This is a genomic window from Serratia sp. TSA_198.1 (assembly GCF_052686505.1).
In genome coordinates, this window is record NZ_JBQZFP010000006.1 from 172,434 (window position 1) to 190,855 (window position 18,422).

The 18,422-nt window shown below is 58.6% G+C and carries 22 protein-coding genes and 1 riboswitch; of the genes, 4 read left to right on the forward strand and 18 right to left on the reverse strand.

Features of this window, described 5'->3' with window-relative positions:
• Nucleotides 1-54: 54 nt before the first annotated feature.
• The 5 genes from rluF to ACUTSW_RS20995 form a co-directional block, all read right to left on the reverse strand.
• Nucleotides 55-804 (reverse strand): 23S rRNA pseudouridine(2604) synthase RluF, encoded by a 750-nt coding sequence (gene rluF / locus ACUTSW_RS20975; protein ID WP_445585269.1) that lies wholly within the window; start codon nucleotides 802-804, stop codon nucleotides 55-57.
• A gap of 61 nt (nucleotides 805-865) precedes the next feature.
• Entirely contained in the window at nucleotides 866-1,897 is a 1,032-nt protein-coding gene (locus tag ACUTSW_RS20980; protein WP_445585270.1) for a type II toxin-antitoxin system HipA family toxin, read from the reverse strand.
• Nucleotides 1,894-2,205, reverse strand: coding sequence for a HipA N-terminal domain-containing protein (locus ACUTSW_RS20985; RefSeq protein ID WP_445585271.1), 312 nt, complete (start codon nucleotides 2,203-2,205; stop codon nucleotides 1,894-1,896). Before ACUTSW_RS20985 ends, ACUTSW_RS20980 begins: the two co-directional genes overlap by 4 nt.
• Entirely contained in the window at nucleotides 2,190-2,537 is a 348-nt protein-coding gene (locus ACUTSW_RS20990) for an XRE family transcriptional regulator (RefSeq protein ID WP_445585272.1), read from the reverse strand. The genes ACUTSW_RS20985 and ACUTSW_RS20990 overlap by 16 nt, the downstream gene beginning before the upstream one ends.
• Nucleotides 2,538-2,796: 259 nt before the next feature.
• Entirely contained in the window at nucleotides 2,797-3,240 is a 444-nt protein-coding gene (locus tag ACUTSW_RS20995) for a winged helix-turn-helix transcriptional regulator (protein ID WP_445585273.1), read from the reverse strand.
• Nucleotides 3,241-3,334: 94 nt separating this feature from the next.
• Here ACUTSW_RS20995 and ACUTSW_RS21000 point away from each other — a divergent pair, with 94 nt between their 5' ends.
• Nucleotides 3,335-4,576, forward strand: coding sequence for an MFS transporter (locus ACUTSW_RS21000; RefSeq protein WP_445585316.1), 1,242 nt, complete (start codon nucleotides 3,335-3,337; stop codon nucleotides 4,574-4,576).
• Here ACUTSW_RS21000 and ACUTSW_RS21005 read toward each other — a convergent pair.
• The gene (locus ACUTSW_RS21005; protein WP_445585274.1) at nucleotides 4,553-5,233 is read right to left on the reverse strand and encodes a class I SAM-dependent methyltransferase; all 681 of its coding nucleotides are present in this window, start codon (nucleotides 5,231-5,233) and stop codon (nucleotides 4,553-4,555) included. The two genes, ACUTSW_RS21000 and ACUTSW_RS21005, sit on opposite strands and share 24 nt — an antisense overlap.
• 220 nt (nucleotides 5,234-5,453) lie before the next feature.
• Nucleotides 5,454-5,879, reverse strand: a complete 426-nt coding sequence (locus ACUTSW_RS21010; protein WP_445585275.1) for a GNAT family N-acetyltransferase — start codon at nucleotides 5,877-5,879, stop codon at nucleotides 5,454-5,456.
• Between the two features lie 68 nt (nucleotides 5,880-5,947).
• A riboswitch (TPP riboswitch) is annotated at nucleotides 5,948-6,039 on the forward strand.
• Nucleotides 6,040-6,075: 36 nt separating this feature from the next.
• Here ACUTSW_RS21010 and thiM point away from each other — a divergent pair.
• The 3 genes from thiM (at nucleotide 6,076) to ACUTSW_RS21025 (ending at nucleotide 8,212) form a co-directional block, all read left to right on the forward strand.
• Nucleotides 6,076-6,870 (forward strand): hydroxyethylthiazole kinase, encoded by a 795-nt coding sequence (gene thiM, locus ACUTSW_RS21015; protein WP_006327256.1) that lies wholly within the window; start codon nucleotides 6,076-6,078, stop codon nucleotides 6,868-6,870.
• A complete protein-coding gene (gene thiD, locus ACUTSW_RS21020; RefSeq protein WP_006327254.1) occupies nucleotides 6,867-7,667 on the forward strand; it encodes a bifunctional hydroxymethylpyrimidine kinase/phosphomethylpyrimidine kinase in 801 nt (266 codons plus the stop codon). The genes thiM and thiD overlap by 4 nt, the downstream gene beginning before the upstream one ends.
• An 86-nt stretch (nucleotides 7,668-7,753) precedes the next feature.
• Nucleotides 7,754-8,212 carry an inhibitor of vertebrate lysozyme family protein gene (locus ACUTSW_RS21025; protein ID WP_197912418.1) on the forward strand — a complete coding sequence of 153 codons (459 nt, stop codon included), beginning with the start codon at nucleotides 7,754-7,756 and terminating at the stop codon, nucleotides 8,210-8,212.
• Nucleotides 8,213-8,254: 42 nt separating this feature from the next.
• On the opposite strand, the gene gutQ is transcribed toward ACUTSW_RS21025, so the two are convergent.
• The 11 genes from gutQ to ACUTSW_RS21080 form a co-directional block, all read right to left on the reverse strand.
• Nucleotides 8,255-9,226, reverse strand: coding sequence for an arabinose-5-phosphate isomerase GutQ (gene gutQ, locus ACUTSW_RS21030; RefSeq protein ID WP_004951990.1), 972 nt, complete (start codon nucleotides 9,224-9,226; stop codon nucleotides 8,255-8,257).
• Nucleotides 9,219-9,992, reverse strand: a complete 774-nt coding sequence (gene srlR / locus ACUTSW_RS21035) for a glucitol operon DNA-binding transcriptional repressor SrlR (protein WP_004951988.1) — start codon at nucleotides 9,990-9,992, stop codon at nucleotides 9,219-9,221. Before srlR ends, gutQ begins: the two co-directional genes overlap by 8 nt.
• 83 nt (nucleotides 9,993-10,075) lie before the next feature.
• Nucleotides 10,076-10,432, reverse strand: a complete 357-nt coding sequence (gene gutM, locus ACUTSW_RS21040) for a transcriptional regulator GutM (RefSeq protein ID WP_434461101.1) — start codon at nucleotides 10,430-10,432, stop codon at nucleotides 10,076-10,078.
• A gap of 45 nt (nucleotides 10,433-10,477) precedes the next feature.
• The gene (srlD, locus tag ACUTSW_RS21045) at nucleotides 10,478-11,257 is read right to left on the reverse strand and encodes a sorbitol-6-phosphate dehydrogenase (protein WP_004951983.1); all 780 of its coding nucleotides are present in this window, start codon (nucleotides 11,255-11,257) and stop codon (nucleotides 10,478-10,480) included.
• A 10-nt stretch (nucleotides 11,258-11,267) separates the two neighbouring features.
• A complete protein-coding gene (srlB, locus tag ACUTSW_RS21050; protein ID WP_004951982.1) occupies nucleotides 11,268-11,630 on the reverse strand; it encodes a PTS glucitol/sorbitol transporter subunit IIA in 363 nt (120 codons plus the stop codon).
• 23 nt (nucleotides 11,631-11,653) lie between these two features.
• A complete protein-coding gene (gene srlE / locus ACUTSW_RS21055) occupies nucleotides 11,654-12,634 on the reverse strand; it encodes a PTS glucitol/sorbitol transporter subunit IIB (protein ID WP_445585276.1) in 981 nt (326 codons plus the stop codon).
• 15 nt (nucleotides 12,635-12,649) lie between these two features.
• The gene (gene srlA, locus ACUTSW_RS21060) at nucleotides 12,650-13,198 is read right to left on the reverse strand and encodes a PTS glucitol/sorbitol transporter subunit IIC (RefSeq protein WP_004941528.1); all 549 of its coding nucleotides are present in this window, start codon (nucleotides 13,196-13,198) and stop codon (nucleotides 12,650-12,652) included.
• A 234-nt stretch (nucleotides 13,199-13,432) separates the two neighbouring features.
• Nucleotides 13,433-14,482 carry a class I fructose-bisphosphate aldolase gene (fbaB, locus tag ACUTSW_RS21065; protein ID WP_006318230.1) on the reverse strand — a complete coding sequence of 350 codons (1,050 nt, stop codon included), beginning with the start codon at nucleotides 14,480-14,482 and terminating at the stop codon, nucleotides 13,433-13,435.
• 251 nt (nucleotides 14,483-14,733) lie between these two features.
• Nucleotides 14,734-15,420: a GntR family transcriptional regulator gene (locus tag ACUTSW_RS21070; protein WP_006327242.1), complete on the reverse strand. Its 687-nt coding sequence runs from the start codon at nucleotides 15,418-15,420 to the stop codon at nucleotides 14,734-14,736.
• A 109-nt stretch (nucleotides 15,421-15,529) separates the two neighbouring features.
• Nucleotides 15,530-17,002 (reverse strand): mannitol dehydrogenase family protein, encoded by a 1,473-nt coding sequence (locus ACUTSW_RS21075; protein WP_445585277.1) that lies wholly within the window; start codon nucleotides 17,000-17,002, stop codon nucleotides 15,530-15,532.
• A gap of 47 nt (nucleotides 17,003-17,049) precedes the next feature.
• Entirely contained in the window at nucleotides 17,050-18,339 is a 1,290-nt protein-coding gene (locus ACUTSW_RS21080; protein WP_006327239.1) for an MFS transporter, read from the reverse strand.
• Nucleotides 18,340-18,422 lie beyond the last annotated feature (83 nt).

Consider the following 18,422-nt stretch of genomic DNA (forward strand, 5'->3'; position numbering starts at 1 on the left):
ATCGAGATGTCGCCGGGCAACGAGGGATTGCCTGGCGATATCTCAGCTTCGGCGCTATTGTGCCGCAAGGCAGCGCTCTTCGGACGAAGAGTGCTCAATCAGCTTAAATAATTCGATCCGCTCATCATCGGTAAAATCCCGCCACTCGCCCAGCGCCAGCCCGGTGAGATCGACGTTCATGATGCGTACGCGCTCGAGTTTGGTGACTTCATAACCGAAATATTTGCACATGCGGCGGATCTGGCGGTTAAGCCCCTGAACCAGCGTAATGCGAAACACCTGCGAGGCTTCTTTCTCTACCTGGCATGGATGGGTCACTTTACCCAATATCGGCACACCCGCTCCCATACCCTGAATAAACGCATCGGTCAGCGGCTTGTTTACAGTGACCAGGTACTCTTTTTCGTGATTATTGCCGGCGCGGAGGATCTTGTTGACCAGTTCACCCTGATTGGTCAGAAAAATCAGCCCCTGTGAGGCCTTATCCAGGCGGCCGATAGGGAAGGTGCGTTGGCTGTGGTTAACGAAGTCGCCGATGTTATCCCGCTCGTGCTTGCCCATGCTGGTGAGGATGCCAACCGGCTTATTGAGCGCGATAAGCACCAGATCATCCGCGTCACGCGGCGCAATCTGCCGATCGTTAACCCTCACCCTGTCCCCGGAAAATACCTGTGCGCCCACGGCGGCCAGCCTGTCGTTAATAAAAACGTTGCCCAGTTTGATGTGACGATCGGCATGGCGACGGGAACAGATGCCGCTGTCGCTAATGTATTTGTTAAGGCGAATGGATGATTGAGTCAGCATGGTTTCCCCGTAAAACGCGGACTATACCTTACGCAGGGGGCGTTGCAAGGCCGGGGCACGTTCACGTCGTTTTAAGCTCGGTCACGCCAAGCAAGGTTATTCTCCTTGCCACGTACCTGAGCACGGCTTCACGTTGTTCTGCCGGCATATGGCTTTCGGTATAAGTGTCAATAATAAGCTGATGGCTTTTCACCACTTCCGCCAGCCACTTTTTAGCCAGCTTTGGATTAACGTCCATGCCTTCTGCCAGAAGAATGAAGTCGACGCCAATGTATTCGCCATAGGGGGAATTAATACCGGGGGCAATGCCCACATCGTTTTCCTCGCATTCCAGCAGGGGCAATGCCAGATATTCCCCGAATGCTGCAGGGTAAGGGGCAACGCTGATGAAGTCATAGACCGGTGCGACGTAAGGCGATGTATCTTCAGGGTGTATTATGCCCAGGTTGCGAAGATGGAAGTCATTATTGCCCAGTACATAGGCATAAAGGATACGTAAAAAAACGTCACGTTTACTGTGCAGGCCGTTGCTGACCGTATGATTCAAAAACTTCGCCGCTTTTTCGTAACTTATGTCTTTCTTGCCATCAACGTAGCCATATTTATCATTAATGCCCATGGCGCCATCAAGCTGCTCTTGATGTAAACGAACCCGATCCGGGCCGATACGGTCATATCTTTTAATAACAAAGGCCAGCTCATCGGGGCGATCTTCATCTGCTTTAAAGCGTATAAGGCCAAAAGGGGGAACAACGAACTTCAACCGCGCCATGACGGTCATGGTGGCGTGTTCATTTTCAGCCAGGTTAGGGTACTCTTCCGGTGAGGGTTTGAGGATATAAGTGCCGTCATTGTTTACGACGTGCAGCTCGCCTTCTTCGAGGCTAAGTGACAATTTAGGTTGATAACCGGAAATACTCATGCCTTTCTGGCGCTCAGGCAGTTCCTGGATAAACTCTCTGCGGGTGAATGGCAAGGTAAGCGCGATTTTGGCGCTGCCAAACAGCTGCTTGATACCTTGTTTGGAATATCCTGTTATCAGCTCCGGCGCTTTCAGCGGGGTTAAGTTGATCAGGCAGCGGTCTGGATTCATGAGCTCATCTCTTTGAAAACTACGGCACCGAGAAGGTCATTACCGTTTTGCATCAGTAAGCCGAACAGATCTCGATCGTCAATTTTTTGGATTTCGGCATACCGTTTGCGTAACCATCCTTCTGGTGCCAACCCTTTGAAAAATGGGTGTAACTCTTCGCTAAAATAGGGCTCAGGTCGAACGCGCATGCTAAGCGACACTGCCGGGCCGCTATAGCCTGAGTAATAGCCGAAGGTATACCCTTCTTTTTCTTCAGTTAAGCTCCCCACGGCTTTGCCGTAAAGCCAGACCTCTATCTTTCTAGCCATGTCTTTATGCCCAGCTCTTTAAGCAGTGAGTGAAGATTGATTGCCTTAGCCATGGCAGGATCGGCAATCATTCTTTTAAATGTCGAAAGTGAAACGCCGATTTGCATGGCCATCTCTTCATAGGTGATGTTCTGCCGTTTCAACTGGAAAGTCAGGAGCTGCGGGAGATCTGAGAACTCGAAAGCGCTCAGCTTTGCAGGGCAATCCATTGATTTAAAATTATTATCGATGCTTATAGGGGCCGGTAGACTGCCGCTGAAATGCTCGAACAGTTTTTTTTGATCTTTTGCAGACAAAGCACTGAACGCATCTTCTATTTCATTAAGGGTCATTTTTGACACCTGCCCTATTTGTATGCCGAAAATGTAGACTCATCGTCCAATATTAAACCATAAAGTGTCATATTTGAACTGTTTTGTTTCTTTAGCGTCTCTGCCGATTCAAAGGCTATCTCTATTAGTCATAAAGTGTCATATCTGACACTTTTTGTCTTTTATGCATGCCGATACTCTGATTTCAGGCGTACAAGGTTCAATGATGACCTTCCTCGGTAGGTTTGCCCGACAGTGGGAGCCATGGCGACGCTGATGCTCATTCCACCTTCACCACTCTGGTATTCAGCGGCGTAAGAGTCTGCCCGTCGCGGCCGGTCGGCGTCATGCGCGGGATAGGTTGGTCGCTGCCGCTTTCCACCAGATGCGAGTGCGCTTCGCCCTGTGCAAACAGATGATCTTCCCCCCACTGGCGCAGGCCGACGATCACCGGGAACAGGGCGCGGCCCTTGTCGGTGAGAATATATTCCTGATAGGCGCTGCCGTCCGAGGCAGGCACGATCTCCAGCACCCCGTGCGCCACCAGCGTGCGCAGGCGGGTAGAGAGAATGTTCTTCGCCATCCCCAACCCCTTTTGAAACTCGCTGAAGCGGCGTATGCCGTCAAAGGCGTCGCGCACAATTAGCAGCGACCACCAATCGCCGATCACATCCAGCGTGCGTGCCACCGGACACTGTGCATCTTCCAGGCTTTTACGTTTCATGGCTCAGTTCCCTTCATGATATCTGGTTGCATTATAAAACCTCTACGCGTAAAGTTCATTGGGTTTAATAATGAAACCACTTTAAGGGTGAATGATGAGTGACAAAACGCTGGATCCGATCTGTACGCCGCAAAGCCGCTCGCTCAGTCGGCTGCCCGTTTCGCTGGTGCTGCTGCTGGCCGGGGCCAGCGCTTTCAGCGTGGCTAACGTGTATTACGCCCAGCCGCTGCTGGATGCGATCGCTCATGATTTCAACATCAGCCTGGCGTCGGTGGGGATAGTGATCACCGCCACCCAGCTTGGCTGTGCGCTGGCTCTGTTGCTGGTGGTGCCGCTGGGGGATCTGATTAATCGCCACCGGCTGCTGGCGGTACAGCAACTGTTGTTGATGGCCGCGCTGTGCGTGGTGGGATGGGCGCACAGCAGCGCGCTATTGCTGGTAGGTATGCTGTTGGTGGGGTTGCTTGGCACCGCCATGACTCAGGGATTGATCGCCTTTGCCGCTACCCTGGCGGCACGGCATGAACGCGGGCGGGTGGTGGGCGCAGCACAAGGCGGGGTGGTGCTGGGCCTGTTGTTGGCGCGCACCTTGTCCGGCTCACTGGCGGATATCGGCGGCTGGCGGGCAGTCTATTTTTTCTCGGCTGCGGTGACGTTGATCCTGCTGCCGGTGTTGTCGCGCCTGTTGCCAACGCCGCGCACGCCGCCGTCGTCGCTCAGTTATCCGGCGTTGCTACGCTCAATGCTGGCTTTATTGCTGCGCGATCGCACGCTGCAAATTCGCGGCATGCTGGCGCTGCTGATGTTTGGCGCGTTCAGCATCTTTTGGAGCGCGCTGGTGCTGCCGCTCAGCCAGGCGCCGTTCAATTTTTCACATTCGGTGATTGGCGCCTTCGGTTTGGTCGGGGCGGTGGGGGCGCTGGCGGCGGTGCGCGCCGGGCATCTGGCGGATCGCGGGTTAGGGCAAGTGGCGAGCGGTGTCTGCCTGCTGTTGCTGGTGCTGGCCTGGCTGCCGCTCGGCATGCTGGGCTACGGTCTGGCGTGGCTGGTGGTCGGTATTGTGCTGCTCGATCTGGCCGGGCAGGCGATTCATGTGCTGAACCAGAGCATGATTTTTAGCGCGCACCCGCAGGCCCACAGCCGGTTGGTGGGCTGTTATATGCTGTTTTACGCGGTGGGCAGCGGGCTGGGTGCCTTTGCCAGCACCCACGTATACGCCGTGGCGGGCTGGCCCGGCGTATGTTGGCTGGGGGCGGGCGTCAGCCTGGTCGCCTTGCTGTTCTGGTGGCTGACGCTGCGTGGCATGCCGGCCTCAGGCGCGGCGGTAGAGCAATGACAGCCGGAAACCCAGCGTGTCGCACAGCAACTGCGGTGAGGTAAAACCGCTTTCCGTCATCAGCAATCGGGCGCGCTGCGCTGCCAACGGATGCCAGTTGCTGCGGGTGCGTTCAATCACCTCACGTGCGCCGTCGAGGGAATGCCCGGCGCTTTGCAGCCAATGCTGATAGTGGCTGACCGGCAGGCCATCCGGCTGATAGTCGAACAACAGCAGCGGCGCACCTGGCGACAACCGCGCGGCCAACTGTTGCAGGAAGGCCAGCTTGGCGCCGTCATCGGCAATAAAGTGCAGCACCAGCGAACAAACGGCGGCGTCGTGCAGCGCTTGCGGCGCCTGGTCCAGCAGTTGCTGGTGGAAGGTGACTCGCGGTTCGCAGCCTGCCATTTCCGCCTTGGTGCGTGCGGCTGCCAGCATGCCGGCGGAAGGTTCCACGGCGCTGAAAAGCCATTGCGGGCCGATGCCCGCCAACGCAATCAGTTCGTTGCCGGTGCCGCAACCGGCCAGCAGCAGGCGGGCTTGCGGCGGTAACGCCTGTGCCAGAGTGGCGGTCAGCAGCGACTGGGCGAACTGATAGCCGGGCACCAGCGTCAAAATACGGCGATCGTAGTCTGCCGCCGCAGCGTCCGGGAAACGGGTATCCGTTTGATGTTGCATGTCCATTCCTTGAATAGCCTGTAAGAGGTAAACCGGAGGATAGTCTTTAACGCAAATGAAATCCATTCGCATTGTCGCTGGGCAGTGCTGAAAGGCCCTGGACACGGGGCAGCTAATATCCCGGCGACGCAGGATATCGTTTTGCAAGGGTTGTAGTCTGAGCCGTGCCAGAGGCCTGACGATGTCAGGCCTTTTCCGGTTTAGCTCACAGCGGATGACACTATTTTTTAGGTGAGTGCAGCAGGTAGTATTCTTCGCTGCCGTCGTTGCCGGTGGTGATCTTTTGCCAGCCATGCTTATGGTAAAACGCCAGCGCCTTCTCGTTTTTCACCAGGCACTTCAGTGAGCCGGTAGCGGTAAAGGTTCGCTCCGCCGCGTGCAGCAGGGCCGTGCCGACGCCGCGTGGCGGCAAGTGAGGATCGACATACAGGTTGTGAATAAAGTTATCCTGGCGATAAATCGAGACGAACCCCAGCAGTTTTCCCTGATCTTCCGCCACCCAGATATCCTCGCCCAGCGTCGAGCGGTCGAAATCCTCCAGCCGGTAATCTTCGGTATCGCGCCACGTGAACGCCGCCTTGCGCGCAGCCAGATAAAGGGTGCGCAAGAACGGACGATCGGCTTCTCGGTAGGGTCTTATTTGCATGGCAGCTCCTTTTTATTTTTTGACACTATAGCGCGATTGACCTCACCGGCGGCAACCCCAATAATGGCCTCCTTGACTCGGGGTGCCCCAAGGGGCTGAGATTTTACCCGTATTACCTGATCTGGATTATGCCAGCGTAGGGAAGTCTCGGTGCCCCAACCGGTACCCGCCTTCTTGAACGCCGGTTGGGAGGAATATGTTCGCTCGACCTGATGCTTTACCCGGCGCCCGCGCCGCGGCCTGTCTGACCCAATTCAAACAACAGCCCCCGCTGATCCATTGCCTGACCAACGAAGTGGTGCAGGAGCTGACGGCTAACGTATTGCTGGCGCTTGGCGCTTCCCCGGCGATGGTGGTGGAACCGACCGAAGCGGCGCAGTTCAGCCAGATGGCGAGTGCCCTGTTAATCAATATCGGTACTCTCAATGCCTCGCGTGCCGAATCCATGCTGGCGGCGGTAGAAGCCGCCAATTTGGCGGGAACGCCCTGGACGCTGGATCCGGTGGCGGTAGGCGGGTTGGCGTACCGCACCGCCTTTGCCCGTCGTTTGCTGGGCGAGAAGCCGGCGGCGATCCGTGGCAACGCGTCTGAAATTATGGCGCTGAGCGGCCGGCAGAGCGCCGGGCGCGGCGTAGACAGCACCGACGACTCGCTGGCGGCTTTGCCGGCGGCACGCGAACTGGCGCAGCTCAGCGGCGCGGTGGTGGCGGTAACCGGCGTGGTGGATTACATCACCGATGGCCGGCGCGACTGGGCGGTCGCCGGTGGCGATGCGCTGATGACGCGGGTGGTGGGCACCGGTTGCGCCCTGTCGGCGGTGGTGGCGGCATTTTGCAGCCTGCCGGGCGATCGGCTGGACAACGTCGCGACCGCTTGCCGGGTGATGTCGCTTTGCGGCGAGCGGGCCACGCATCGGGCTGCGGGGCCGGGCAGCTTTACCCCGGCGTTCCTCGACGCCCTGTATCAACTGCGTGCGGAGGAGCTGCAATGAAACGGATTAACGCTTTGACCATCGCCGGCACCGATCCGAGCGGCGGCGCCGGCATCCAGGCCGATCTGAAAGCTTTTTCTGCCTTGGGGGCTTACGGCACTTCCGTGATCACTGCGCTGGTGGCGCAAAATACCCGTGGCGTGCAGTCGGTATATAACATCGATCCGGCGTTCGTCGCCGCCCAGTTGGATTCGGTATTCAGCGACGTGCGCATCGACAGCGCCAAAATCGGCATGCTGGCCAACGCCGATATCGTGCAGGCAGTGGCCGAACGCCTGCGCCACTACCGGCCGCCGTTCGTGGTGCTGGATACGGTGATGCTGGCGAAAAGCGGCGATCCCTTGCTGGCACCGGAGGCGGTAGAGTCTATCCGCCGCGAACTGCTGCCGCAGGTGTCGATCATCACGCCGAACCTGCCGGAGGCGGCGGCTCTGTTGGCGTGCGCCCCGGCGGAAAATGAGCACCAGATGCGCGAACAGGGCCGGGCGTTGCTGGCCATGGGTTGCCAGGCGGTGCTGATGAAGGGGGGCCACCTCAGCGAAAACGAAAGCCCGGACTGGTTGTTCAGCGCGGAGCAGGAACTGCGCTTCACTGCACCACGCGTAGCGACTCGTCATACGCACGGCACCGGCTGCACGCTCTCCGCCGCGTTGGCTGCGCTGCGCCCGCGTCATGAAGACTGGGCCGGCACGGTCGCCGCCGCCAAGGACTATCTGCAAAAGGCATTGCAGCAGGCGGATACCTTGGAAGTGGGGCACGGCATCGGGCCGGTGCATCATTTTCACGCGTGGTGGTGATTCAACTTTTTGCCGTTGTTGTGGTCAGACTGGATCCATGCCCGGCGCTCGCCGGGTACGATCGGATTTAACCAAGGGAGAAGGCCATGACAGGACAAAACGCACTTCGCTGCGCCATCTTCGGCGCGTTACTCAGCCTCAGTGCGGGCAGCGTTGCCCAGCAGATTGTCACCACCTCGGACGTGATCCAGCAGCCGGGCTATCAAACCAGCTGGCAGAACATGGTGAAGGGGCAGGCTCGCCTGCCGGGCTGGGCGCGCAAGGGGATGGGCACTTCCACTCCGGCGCAAAGCCTGAGCTGGAAGGGGCAGAACTATCTGGTGGGCAATCTGTGCAAGCCGCACGACTGCGCCAACAACTTTTTGATCGTGGCGTTTAAAGAAGACAAATCCCAGGCCTGGGGCGTGCGGGTAGAGGTCGCCAACAAACCGGAAGCGATGGATCATCCAAAGAAATACGCCAAATACCAATGGCTGGGCAAGCCGGACGAAGACATGAAGGCGCTGCTGAAAAAACAGTTCGAGAGCAATCCCGACTGGAAATAAAACGACCTGGGGCGCAGTTGCCTGCGCCCTGAGGCCACGCACTCAGCCAATGCCGGCCTGATGCAGATCGTGCAGGTTGATCGCGCCCACCAGCACGCCATCCAGATTGACCACCGGCGCGGCGCTGATGTGCTGTTCGTGCAAGGCTTCCAGCGCTTCTCCGGCGCGCCACTGTTCCGGCAAACGGTAGCCGGGGCGGGTAATCGCCTGGCCCAACGCATCCTGCAGGCTATGGCCTTTTACCAGCCAGCGGCGCAGGTCGCCGTCGGTAAACACCCCCACCACTTTTTGCTGCGCATCGCACACCGGCACCAACCCCAGCCCGGTGCGGCTCAGTTCCAGCATCGCTTCCATCACGTTGGCGTTTTCACTGACCTGCGGCAGGCGATCGCCGGTGCGCATCAGGTGGTGTACCCGGTTCAACAGGCGCGCGCCCAGGCTGCCGCCCGGATGGGAGCGGGCAAAGTCTTCGGCGTTGAACCCGCGTTGGCGCATCAATGCCATCGCCAGCGCGTCGCCCATCATCAGCGTATTGACCGCGCTGGAGGTGGGGGCCAGCCCCATCGGGCAGGCCTCACGTTCGACGCTGATGTCCAGCACGCAGGCGGCGGCCAGCGCCAGCGGCGACTCTTTGCCGCCGGTAATGGCGATCACCGGGATGTTATTTTCCGCCAGTAGCGGCAGGATCAAATCCAGCTCCTTGGCGCGGCCGGAATAGGAGATAAACACCACCACGTCGTCGGCGCCGATCATGCCGAGATCGCCGTGCAGCGCCTCCGCAGGATGGACGAAGAACGACGGCGTGCCGGTGCTGGCCAGCGAGGCGGCAATTTTTTTGCCGATATGGCCGGATTTGCCGATGCCGGAAATCACCGCCTTGCCCCGGCAGTTCAACAGCAGTTCGCAGGCGCAGACGAAATTGTCGTCCAGGCGCGCCAGCAGGCGCTGCGCTTCGGTCAGCTCAATTTCCAGCGTTTCGCGGGCAAAAGCCAGCAGGGCAGTAGCGTTACTCATCGGAATCTCCTACCAGAATGATATTGATGCCTTTCGCTTGCAGCGCGGCGAGGTAATCCGGATTGATGTTTTTATCGGTGATCAGCGTATCCACGGCGCTCAGGTCGCACACCACGTTCGGGCTTTTACGGCCGAATTTCGATGAATCCACCAGCAGGATAATGCGGCTGGCTGCCTCGCACATCGCCTTGCTGACGTTATGCACCTCGTTAAAGGTGGTGACGCCGGCGTTGAGATCGACCCCGTCCGCGCCAATAAACAGCTTGTCGAAGCTGAACTTCTGGAACGCCGACTCTGCCAGGCTGCCGTGGAACGAGGCCGATTTTTTGCGGTAGGTGCCGCCGGGCATCAGGATGGTTTGGTCGTTGTCCAGCTCCACCAGCGCGTTGACGATATGCAGGCTGTTGGTCATCACCGTGATGTTATTGAACTGCGCCAGATGCGGGACCATTTGCAGCACCGTGCTGCCGGCATCGAAAATCAGCGAGTCGCCGTCGTTAATCAGCTTGATGGCGGCGTAAGCGATTTGGCGTTTCTTTTCGCTGTTGATATGGGTTTTACGGTCGATCGGCTGGTCGCCGTCGTCGCGGCTGAGCACCACGCCGCCGTAGGTGCGGATCACCTCGCCTTCGTCTTCCAGCAGGGTGAGATCCTTGCGGATGGTAGTGCCGGTAGTGGAAAAATGCTCGGCCAGGGCGTCCACTGCCGTTTTGCCATGCCGCTGCAGATATTCAAGGATAGCGGCCTGCCGCTGCTTTGGTTTCATCGCGATTCCCGTTCACAAGGGGTGGGCATTTCCCTTCAGCGAATAATTCAATATGAAAGGTAATGTCTTTTAATGTGAAAATATCATGATTTAGGGGCAATCGCTAACGATAGTGCAGTCCGGCATGCGCGATCCTCGGGGAAGATCACATCCGGGCGCAAATCCTGTTGATGCAGGCCGTGCAAATGCGTGAGCGGCTGCGGGCGGGCGAAGATGGTCAGGCCGCGCATCAGCAGGCTACCGCACACTCGCCGCTCGGCGTCGAAAGCCAGCGCCAGCACGACCCGGGGTCGAAAACGGCCGCCGGAGCGCCCGACGCCGACGGTGCCCTGCCGGCACAGGCGATCGAAGGCGCGGTTGAAATGGCGGATTTGCCACCCGCCCAGGCCGATTTGCAGCAGCCAGGCCAGTACGGCGAAGATAACCAATGCTTGAGTCATAATGCCTCCTTAATCCCCCTCCGGGTGGAGGGGGAGGCGATCACATCAGAACATCACCTGGCCGCCGGTGATGTTAATCGACTGGCCGGTGCAGTAAGACGCCTTGTCGCTGGCGTAAAACAGCAGGGTGTTCAGCACGTCCTGATAGTCGCAGCCGCGTTTCAACGGCACCTTGTCGGTGTAATATTTTTCGACCTGATCCGGCTCGATCCCCAGCTTTTGCGCGTATTGCGGCAGCAACGACTGGAACATCGGCGACTTCAGCAGGTTGCCGAGCATCAGTGAATGCACGGTAATGCCGTATTCCGCCAGATCGAGCGCCAACGACTGGGTCAGCCCCACGCCGCCGAACTTGGCCGCGCTGTAACCGGAGTTGTGCTTGCTGCCCACCTTGCCGGATTTGGAGTTGATCTGGATGATACGCCCGGCCACGCCGTCGCGGATCATCAGGCGGGAAAACTCGCGGGCGCACAGAAAATAGCCGACAAGATTGACCTGCAACGAGCGGTCAAAATCCCCCAGCAGGAAATCGGTGATCGGCGCCGCCTTGGCGATACCGGCGCTGTAAACCAGCAGATTGGCCTGGCCGAACGCCTGATCCACCGCCGCCGCCAGCGCAATGACGCTCTGCTCGTCGGTGGCGTCGGCCTGGAAAGCCTGGGCGCGGCCCGCACCGAACTCATGGTTAATCTGTTGCGCCACCTGCCGGGCATTGTCGGCGTTCAAATCGGCCACCGCGACCCGGTAACCCGCCTGCGCCAGGCCGTGGGATAAAAACGCACCTAAGGTTTGGCCGCCGCCAATCACTACCGCTACTTCAGACATGATCTACTCCTTATGCAATAAATTTCAGCGTGCTGCCTAACGGGATATCAGCCGGCGTGGCGCCGGAAACGTGGATCGAACCCGGAAACTCGGCCTGGGTTACGCCGTCGAAGCGTACGGTGACATGACCCAGCTCGCGCAGGTTTTGCGTCGCGACGCTGCCGACGGCGGTGATCGGATAACGCTGCTCCGCCAGCTCCATCCAGCCGCCGACCTGCAATTCGCCGGCGGTGTCGCCGTGCCGATGGATAAAGCAAAACTCTTCGATGTCCGCCGGCGCGCCTTCGCGGAAGGTGATCAGCATGTCATCCTGCAATGCCTCACGGGCGCTGCCGCCAATCTGCGTAATGGTGGTGTGGAAAATGGTGTGCATGATCTTTTCCCTGCAAAACAGTGTCATTGATAGATGAAGGCCGAAGCGGCCCAGGCGATCAGTACCGTTGGCGCACCGGTCAGGAAACGCCCGACCAGTACCGACGGCACGCCGACCCGCACGGTGTCCTGTTTGGCTTCCGCCAGCGACAGGCCGACCGGAATAAAGTCGCAGGCTGCCTGCGCGTTAATCGCAAACAGCGCAGGCAGCGCCAGCTGCGGCGGAATATGCCCGAGACCGATTTGCACCCCGACCAGCACACCAATCACCTGGGCGATCACCGCGCCGGGGCCGAGGAAGGGCGACAACAGCGGGAAGGAACAGATCAGCGCCAGCGTCACCAGGCCGATTGGGCTGCTGGCCAGCGGCGTCAGGCTGTGGGCGATAAAATCACCCAGGCCCGAGGCCATGATGATGCCGATCAACGCCGAGACGAACGCCATAAACGGCAGGATGGTTTTCAGCACAGTATCGATGGTGTCGCGCCCGGCCTGGAAGAACACCGCCACCACCGAGCCCATGCCCATACCGACCTTGGCCAGCAGGCCGTCGCTCTGTTCGGTGATTTTTTTGCTGGTGTCGTAATCCCGCCCTTTGGGCTGCGGGGCGGGGGCCTTTTGCGCAGTATCGGTTGTCGACGCCACCAGGCTGATGTTGTTGTCGCGTACGCCGGAGACGTAAATGTCCTCGAGGATAAACTGCGCCAGCGGGCCGGACTGGCCGGTGGCGTGGATATTGACCGTCGGGATGCGGCGCTTCGGATACAACCCGCAGCGCAGGGTGCCGCCGCAGTCGATCACCATCACGCCAATCTCTTCCGCCGGCGGTTCGCCCTCTTTAAAGCCGTCGACTGCCGGCCAGCCGGTCAGCTCGCTGAGCCGATCGACGATCGAAGGGCGGGTGCCGGCGGTGATGTACACCACTTTCTTGCCGGGTTCGACAGCAATTTCCAACGGGCCACCCCAGCCGCTGGCGCCTTTCTCAATACGGATATAAGCACTCATGCTGCACTCCACGGATTAAAGTTGCACCTGGCGATCCAGGCGGATACCCATCTTGCGTTCGAACAGACTGGTGGTGAGATCGGTTACCCAGCCACGGAAGAAGTTGGTGAACAACCCGACCAGGAAATAGCTCACCGCCAATGGCCCCAGCGGCAGGCCGAGAGTCGTCAGCCCGCTGGCGATACCGAGGTAAACGAACAGCTCGCCGGGGTTGATGTGCGGGAACAGGCCGTTCATCGAGTGGCAGCTGTAGGACGCCGCCGCATAGTAGCTGGGCTTGTATTTCTCCGGCATAAAGCGCCCGAGACTGAGGGTCATCGGGTTACAGAAAACAAAGGTACCGATCAGCGGCAGCAGCAGATAGCGTGATACCGGGTTGCCCGCGCAGCGCTGCGCCAATCGTTCGATACGTTCCTGGCCTACAAATTTGATCAGCGCATTCATAATAACCAACAGGCTGATTAACAAAGGTAAAATACCGGTCACCATGCCGACAAACACTTCACCACCTTTCTGAAACAGGCCGATAAACCACTCGGCGCCGTGGGTGATTAGCTCAATCATTATTGCTCTCCTGTGATGGACGATATGGCCTGGAGCGAAAAGCGGCTCTGTCGCCATGGGCCTTACACTAGTCACTTTATGGATTCATTTGTTTTAAATAGATCACATTTTGAAAGATAAATATTTTATTGTGAAAGTTAATTATGAAAGAAAAATAAGGATGAAACGAAAGGATTGGCGGAAGACAGGCACAAAAAAGCCCGGCGTACCGGGCTGTGGGGGCAGGGAAAGGGATCAGGCGATGGTGACTTTTTTGTCCAGATAGGTGTCCTGCACGGCGTTGATCAGCGCCACGCCTTCTTTCATCGATTTCTTGAACGCCTTGCGCCCCAGGATCAGGCCCATGCCGCCCGCACGCTTGTTGATGACTGCGGTGCGTACCGATTCCTGCAGGTCGTTTTCACCGGCGGCACCGCCGGAGTTGATCAAGCCCGCGCGGCCCATATAGCAGTTGGCCAACTGGTAACGCACCAGATCTATCGGGTGATCGGTGGTCAGCTTGTTGTAGACGCGGTCATCGGTATAGCCGAATTTTACTGCGCGGTAGCCGCCGTTGTTTTCCGCCATTTTTTGCTTAACGATATCGGCGCCGATGGTGGCGGCAATATGGTTGGCCTGGCCGGTGAGATCGGCGCTGGAATGATAATCCACGCCGTCTTTGGTGAACGCCGGGTTACGCAGATAGGCCCAGAGTACGGTGACCATGCCCAGCTCGTGCGCGCGTTCGAAGGCGGCAGAGATCTCCTCGATCTGGCGGCGAGATTGCTCGGAGCCGAAGTAAATCGTTGCGCCGACCGCGACCGCCCCCATATTGAAAGCCTGCTCGACGCTGGCGTACAGCGTCTGGTCGTATTGCGTCGGATAGCTCAGGGTCTCGTTATGGTTCAGTTTGACCAGGAACGGAATTTTGTGGGCATAGCGGCGTGATACCGACGCCAGCACCCCGTAGGTGGAGGCGACGCAGTTACAGCCGGCTTCGATTGCCAGTTCGACGATGTTTTTCGGATCAAAATACAAGGGGTTGGCGGCGAAAGAAGCGCCGGCCGAGTGTTCAATGCCCTGATCGACCGGCAGAATCGACAGATAACCGGTGCCGGCCAGGCGGCCATGGTTGAGCAGGGTTTGCATGGAACGAAGGACGGTATTGGGACGGTTGTTATCGATCATTATCCGGTCGACAAAGTCGGCGCCCGGCAGGTACAGATTCTCAGCAGGGATGGTGGTACAGCGGTGTTGCAACAGGTCTTCCGCTTCCTTTCCTAACAACTGCGCGATATCAGTCATGATTGACTCCCGATTTGGCTCCCTCATACACCGGCAATGCCATCCCCGTCGTCTTTCAAGCCCTGGCTACAGCTTGAAAGCCATAGGGGATATTGGGTCACCGGCATAGCAGAAAGCGGTGATTAAAGCTGTAAGAACGAGACTACTGAATTTCCTTTGGCAAGGAGAAACAATAGATGCGATTGAGAGGAAATTCCATTTGCAGGGGCAAATACGCGAGGGCGATCGCCCCCGGCGCGGTAACTGGCTGATTACTCGATATCGAACCACTCGGTGTTTTGCAGGGCGATCGGCGTAATAGAGTAGATCATCTCCTGCAGGTGCTCATGGATGGCGCGTTCGGCGGCGTCCGCATCCTGCGCCTTGAGCGCGGCAAAGATCCGATAATGCTGCTGGATCAGGCTTTCCGGCGGCGACACCTCGCTCAGGCTGAGAAAACGCACCCGGTCCATGGTGGCCTTGATGGTTTCGATGGTTTCCCAGGCCAGGGGGCAGTCGGCGAACTGGGTCAGCAACTGGTGGAACTCATCGTCCAGCGCCAAAAACTCGCGCGTCTGCTGGTTTTGCGCCGCCAGTTCCTGGCGATGCAAATTGTGCTCCAGCGTCATCAACTGTTCCGGCGTGATCCGCTGCGCCACGCGGCGGACGATCGCGCATTCCACCGCCTGGCGGATAAAGCGCCCGTCGGCCACCCGCTTGGCGGAAATCTTCATCACGAAAGTGCCGCGCTGCGGCAGTATCTGCACCAACCCGGCCTCCGCCAGCTTGATGAAAGCTTCGCGCACCGGTTGGCGCGAAACGCTAAAACGGGTGGAAATCTCTTTTTCGGAAAGCAGCGTGCCGGGCGGAATGGTGCAGTCGACAATGTCTTTACGCAGGAAACGGTAAATTTGCTGGTTGACCGGAAGGGTGTTGGTGAGGCTGTAGGATTCAGACATGGCGACAATCAGTGACCCGACTTGCTGTGAATGCCACCATACTAGCAGATTATCTTGGGGCTGCGGGCGGATAAATCCCGCCGCAGCCTGATGAATTTCAATCGATCTATCAACTAACCGCTAATCCGGCGACGGCGGCTTTTGCTCCCTTATCCAACAGCGCCAGATAAGCCTGAGTCACTGCGCCGACGAAGCGTGGGCTGTCCGGTAGGTCATGGCCAAATACCTTTTCCAACTGGAGCAACGCAAGCACGCGCTGTGGGCCTTCCTCGCTGCCCGCCACCCGATCGGCAATGCGTTCACGCAAGGGATCGCTGATTTCTATCGGCCGGCCCTGCTCATCTTGGCCGCCGACGTAGCGCATCCAACCGGCCACGGCCAATGCCAAGGCGTCAAAACGGCTGCCGTGCGCCAGATGGTGGCGAATGGGATCCAGCAGGCGCTGTGGCAATTTTTGCGTGCCGTCCATGGCGATCTGCCCGGTGCGGTGTTTCAACGCGCTGTTACGGTAGCGCTGCAACAGCGAGTCGGCGTAATGCGCCAAATCGACACCGCTTACCTGCAACGTCGGCGCTTGCTCCGCCAACATTAAATGGCGCGCTGCGCGGACAAAATCCTCATCTTGCATGCAGTCGCTGACGTGCGGATAACCGGCCAGATAGCCGAGATAGGCAAGGAACGAGTGGCTGCCGTTCAGCATCCGCAACTTCATTTCCTCGTACGGCAGCACGTCGCTGACCAGTTCGGCACCCGCTCGCTCCCACTCTGGCCGCCCCTGCGGGAAGTCGTCTTCGATCACCCATTGGCGAAAGGGTTCGCAGGCCACGCCGACCGCATCGCTCACGCCGCCCAGCAACGCCTGCAACTGGCGTTGGGTTTCCGGCGTCACTGCCGGGACAATGCGGTCTACCATGGTGGAAGGAAAGCGGACATTTTGCCGCACCCAGTCGGCCAACCCGGCATCCTGCCGCTGCGCCAGTTGAGTGACGACGTTGTGGGTTACCTGGCCGTTGGCCGGCATGTTGTCGCAGGACATCACGCTAAACGCCGGCAGGCCGCGCTCCCGGCGCAGGCGCAGCGCAGCCAGGATCAGCCCCGGCGCGGACCGCGGCCGCAGCGGGTTGGCGATGTCGTGTTGAATGTCCGGGTGATCGAGCATCAACTGGCCGTTGGCAGGTTGATAGCAGTAGCCTTTCTCGCTGACGGTCAAGGAAACTATGGCAATCTCTGGCTGCGTCATGGCGTCGAGTACCCTTGCCAACCCATCGACCTGCAGGTGCAGCGCTTGCCTGATCACGCCGATCGTCCGGCCGCGCCAGCCGTCGCCGTCCATTTCGGCCACCGTATACAGCAAATCCTGCTGCTGCAGATCGGCGATTTTTTGCTGGCCGTTATGCATGCTGATCACGCAGTAGCCCCAGTCGCCGGCGTGCTCGTTGGCCAACTGCTCGGCATACACGGCCTGATGTGCGCGGAAAAAGGCGCCAAAGCCGAGGTGGACAATGCGGGGTTTTATGCGTTTACGGGCGTAACCTGGCCGGGCAATTGCCGCCGGCAGCGCGCTGTTGCTGGAAAGTGTCATGCTGAAATCCCTGAAAGAGCGGGGCGACGTTGGCCGCCCCAAAGGGGTTAGTGTTTCGAGATCTGCGGTTGTGCGGCATTGCGCGGTGCCTTGATCACCAGCAACACCAGCACGGCGCCGAGTGCGGCCACGCCGCCGGCCAGGATAAAGGCGCTGTCGAACTTGCCGGTGTTCTGCACGATATAACCGGTCACTACCGGGCCAATGATCCCCGACACGCTGCCGATCATATGAACGAAGCCGCTGGCGCCGCCGACCCGCGATTTATGCACCACGTCCTGAATGATCGCCCAATAAATGGCCCCGGTGATATACAGGAAGAAGATAGAGACCGACATCAGCATGACCGCCGGCACCACACTGCTGACGGTGCCTGCCAATGCGACGCAAATGGCCGCCGCCAACAGGCTGGTCACCAGGACGATCTTGCGTGACAGCAACAGCTTGCCGGTGATATTGAAAATCTTGTCGGAGATATAGCCGCCGAGCGCCAGCCCAACAAAACCGACAATCCACGGAATCATGGTGGTGAGGCTCATTTCCTTGATGTTCAGGTTGTGCGCCTGCACCAGATACGCCGGGAACCAGCTCAGGAAGAAGAACAGGATATAGTTGTAGCAGAAGAAGGCGAATGCGGTGACCAGGATGATCGGCTGCTTCAGGTAGTAGCCTAGCCCATGCGCGGCGTCGCTCAGCTCTTCTTCTTCGCTGATTTTTTCCTCTTTCAGCTTGTTGATCAGTGCCCGCTCGTTTTCGCTGACGTGCTTGCTCTTGGCCGGGTTATCCGCCACCACGAAGAACCACACCAGCATCCAGACGATGCCGATCGAGCAGATGATCATAAACGCCATCCGCCAGCCGAACGCCAGCGCCAGATAGCCGACGATCGGCCCGGCTACCGCGCCGCCCAAAGGCGAACCGGCGCTGAGCAGGCCCATGGCGGTGGCCGCCTGTTTCTTCGGGAACCAGCCATTGATCATTTTGTTGGCGGAAGAGCTGATCGGCCCTTCGGCCATGCCGAACAGGATGCGCAGGATCAGCATGGAATAGAAGCCGGTGGCGAATGCCGTCATGCCGCAGAAGATTGACCATAAGGCCACGGCGATGCCGAGCACCAGAGTCGGGCCGTACCTGTCGACCGCCAGCCCGCCGATAAAGTTGAAGATGGCGTAGCCGAAGAAGAAGCTGCCGAAGATGAGGCCGAACTGCTCGGCGTTCAGCATCAGATCTTTTTCGATCATCGGTACGGTAATCGACAGCGCGACGCGGTCGAGGTAGTTGATCATAAAGACCATGAACAGCAGGAATACTATGGTCCAACGCAGGTTTTTAAACATAAAAGCACTCCATATATTTCTAGTTTTGATGCTTTGTTCTCTGCAAGGGCGGCCAGGCCACCCTATGCCCCGGTGTTAACAAA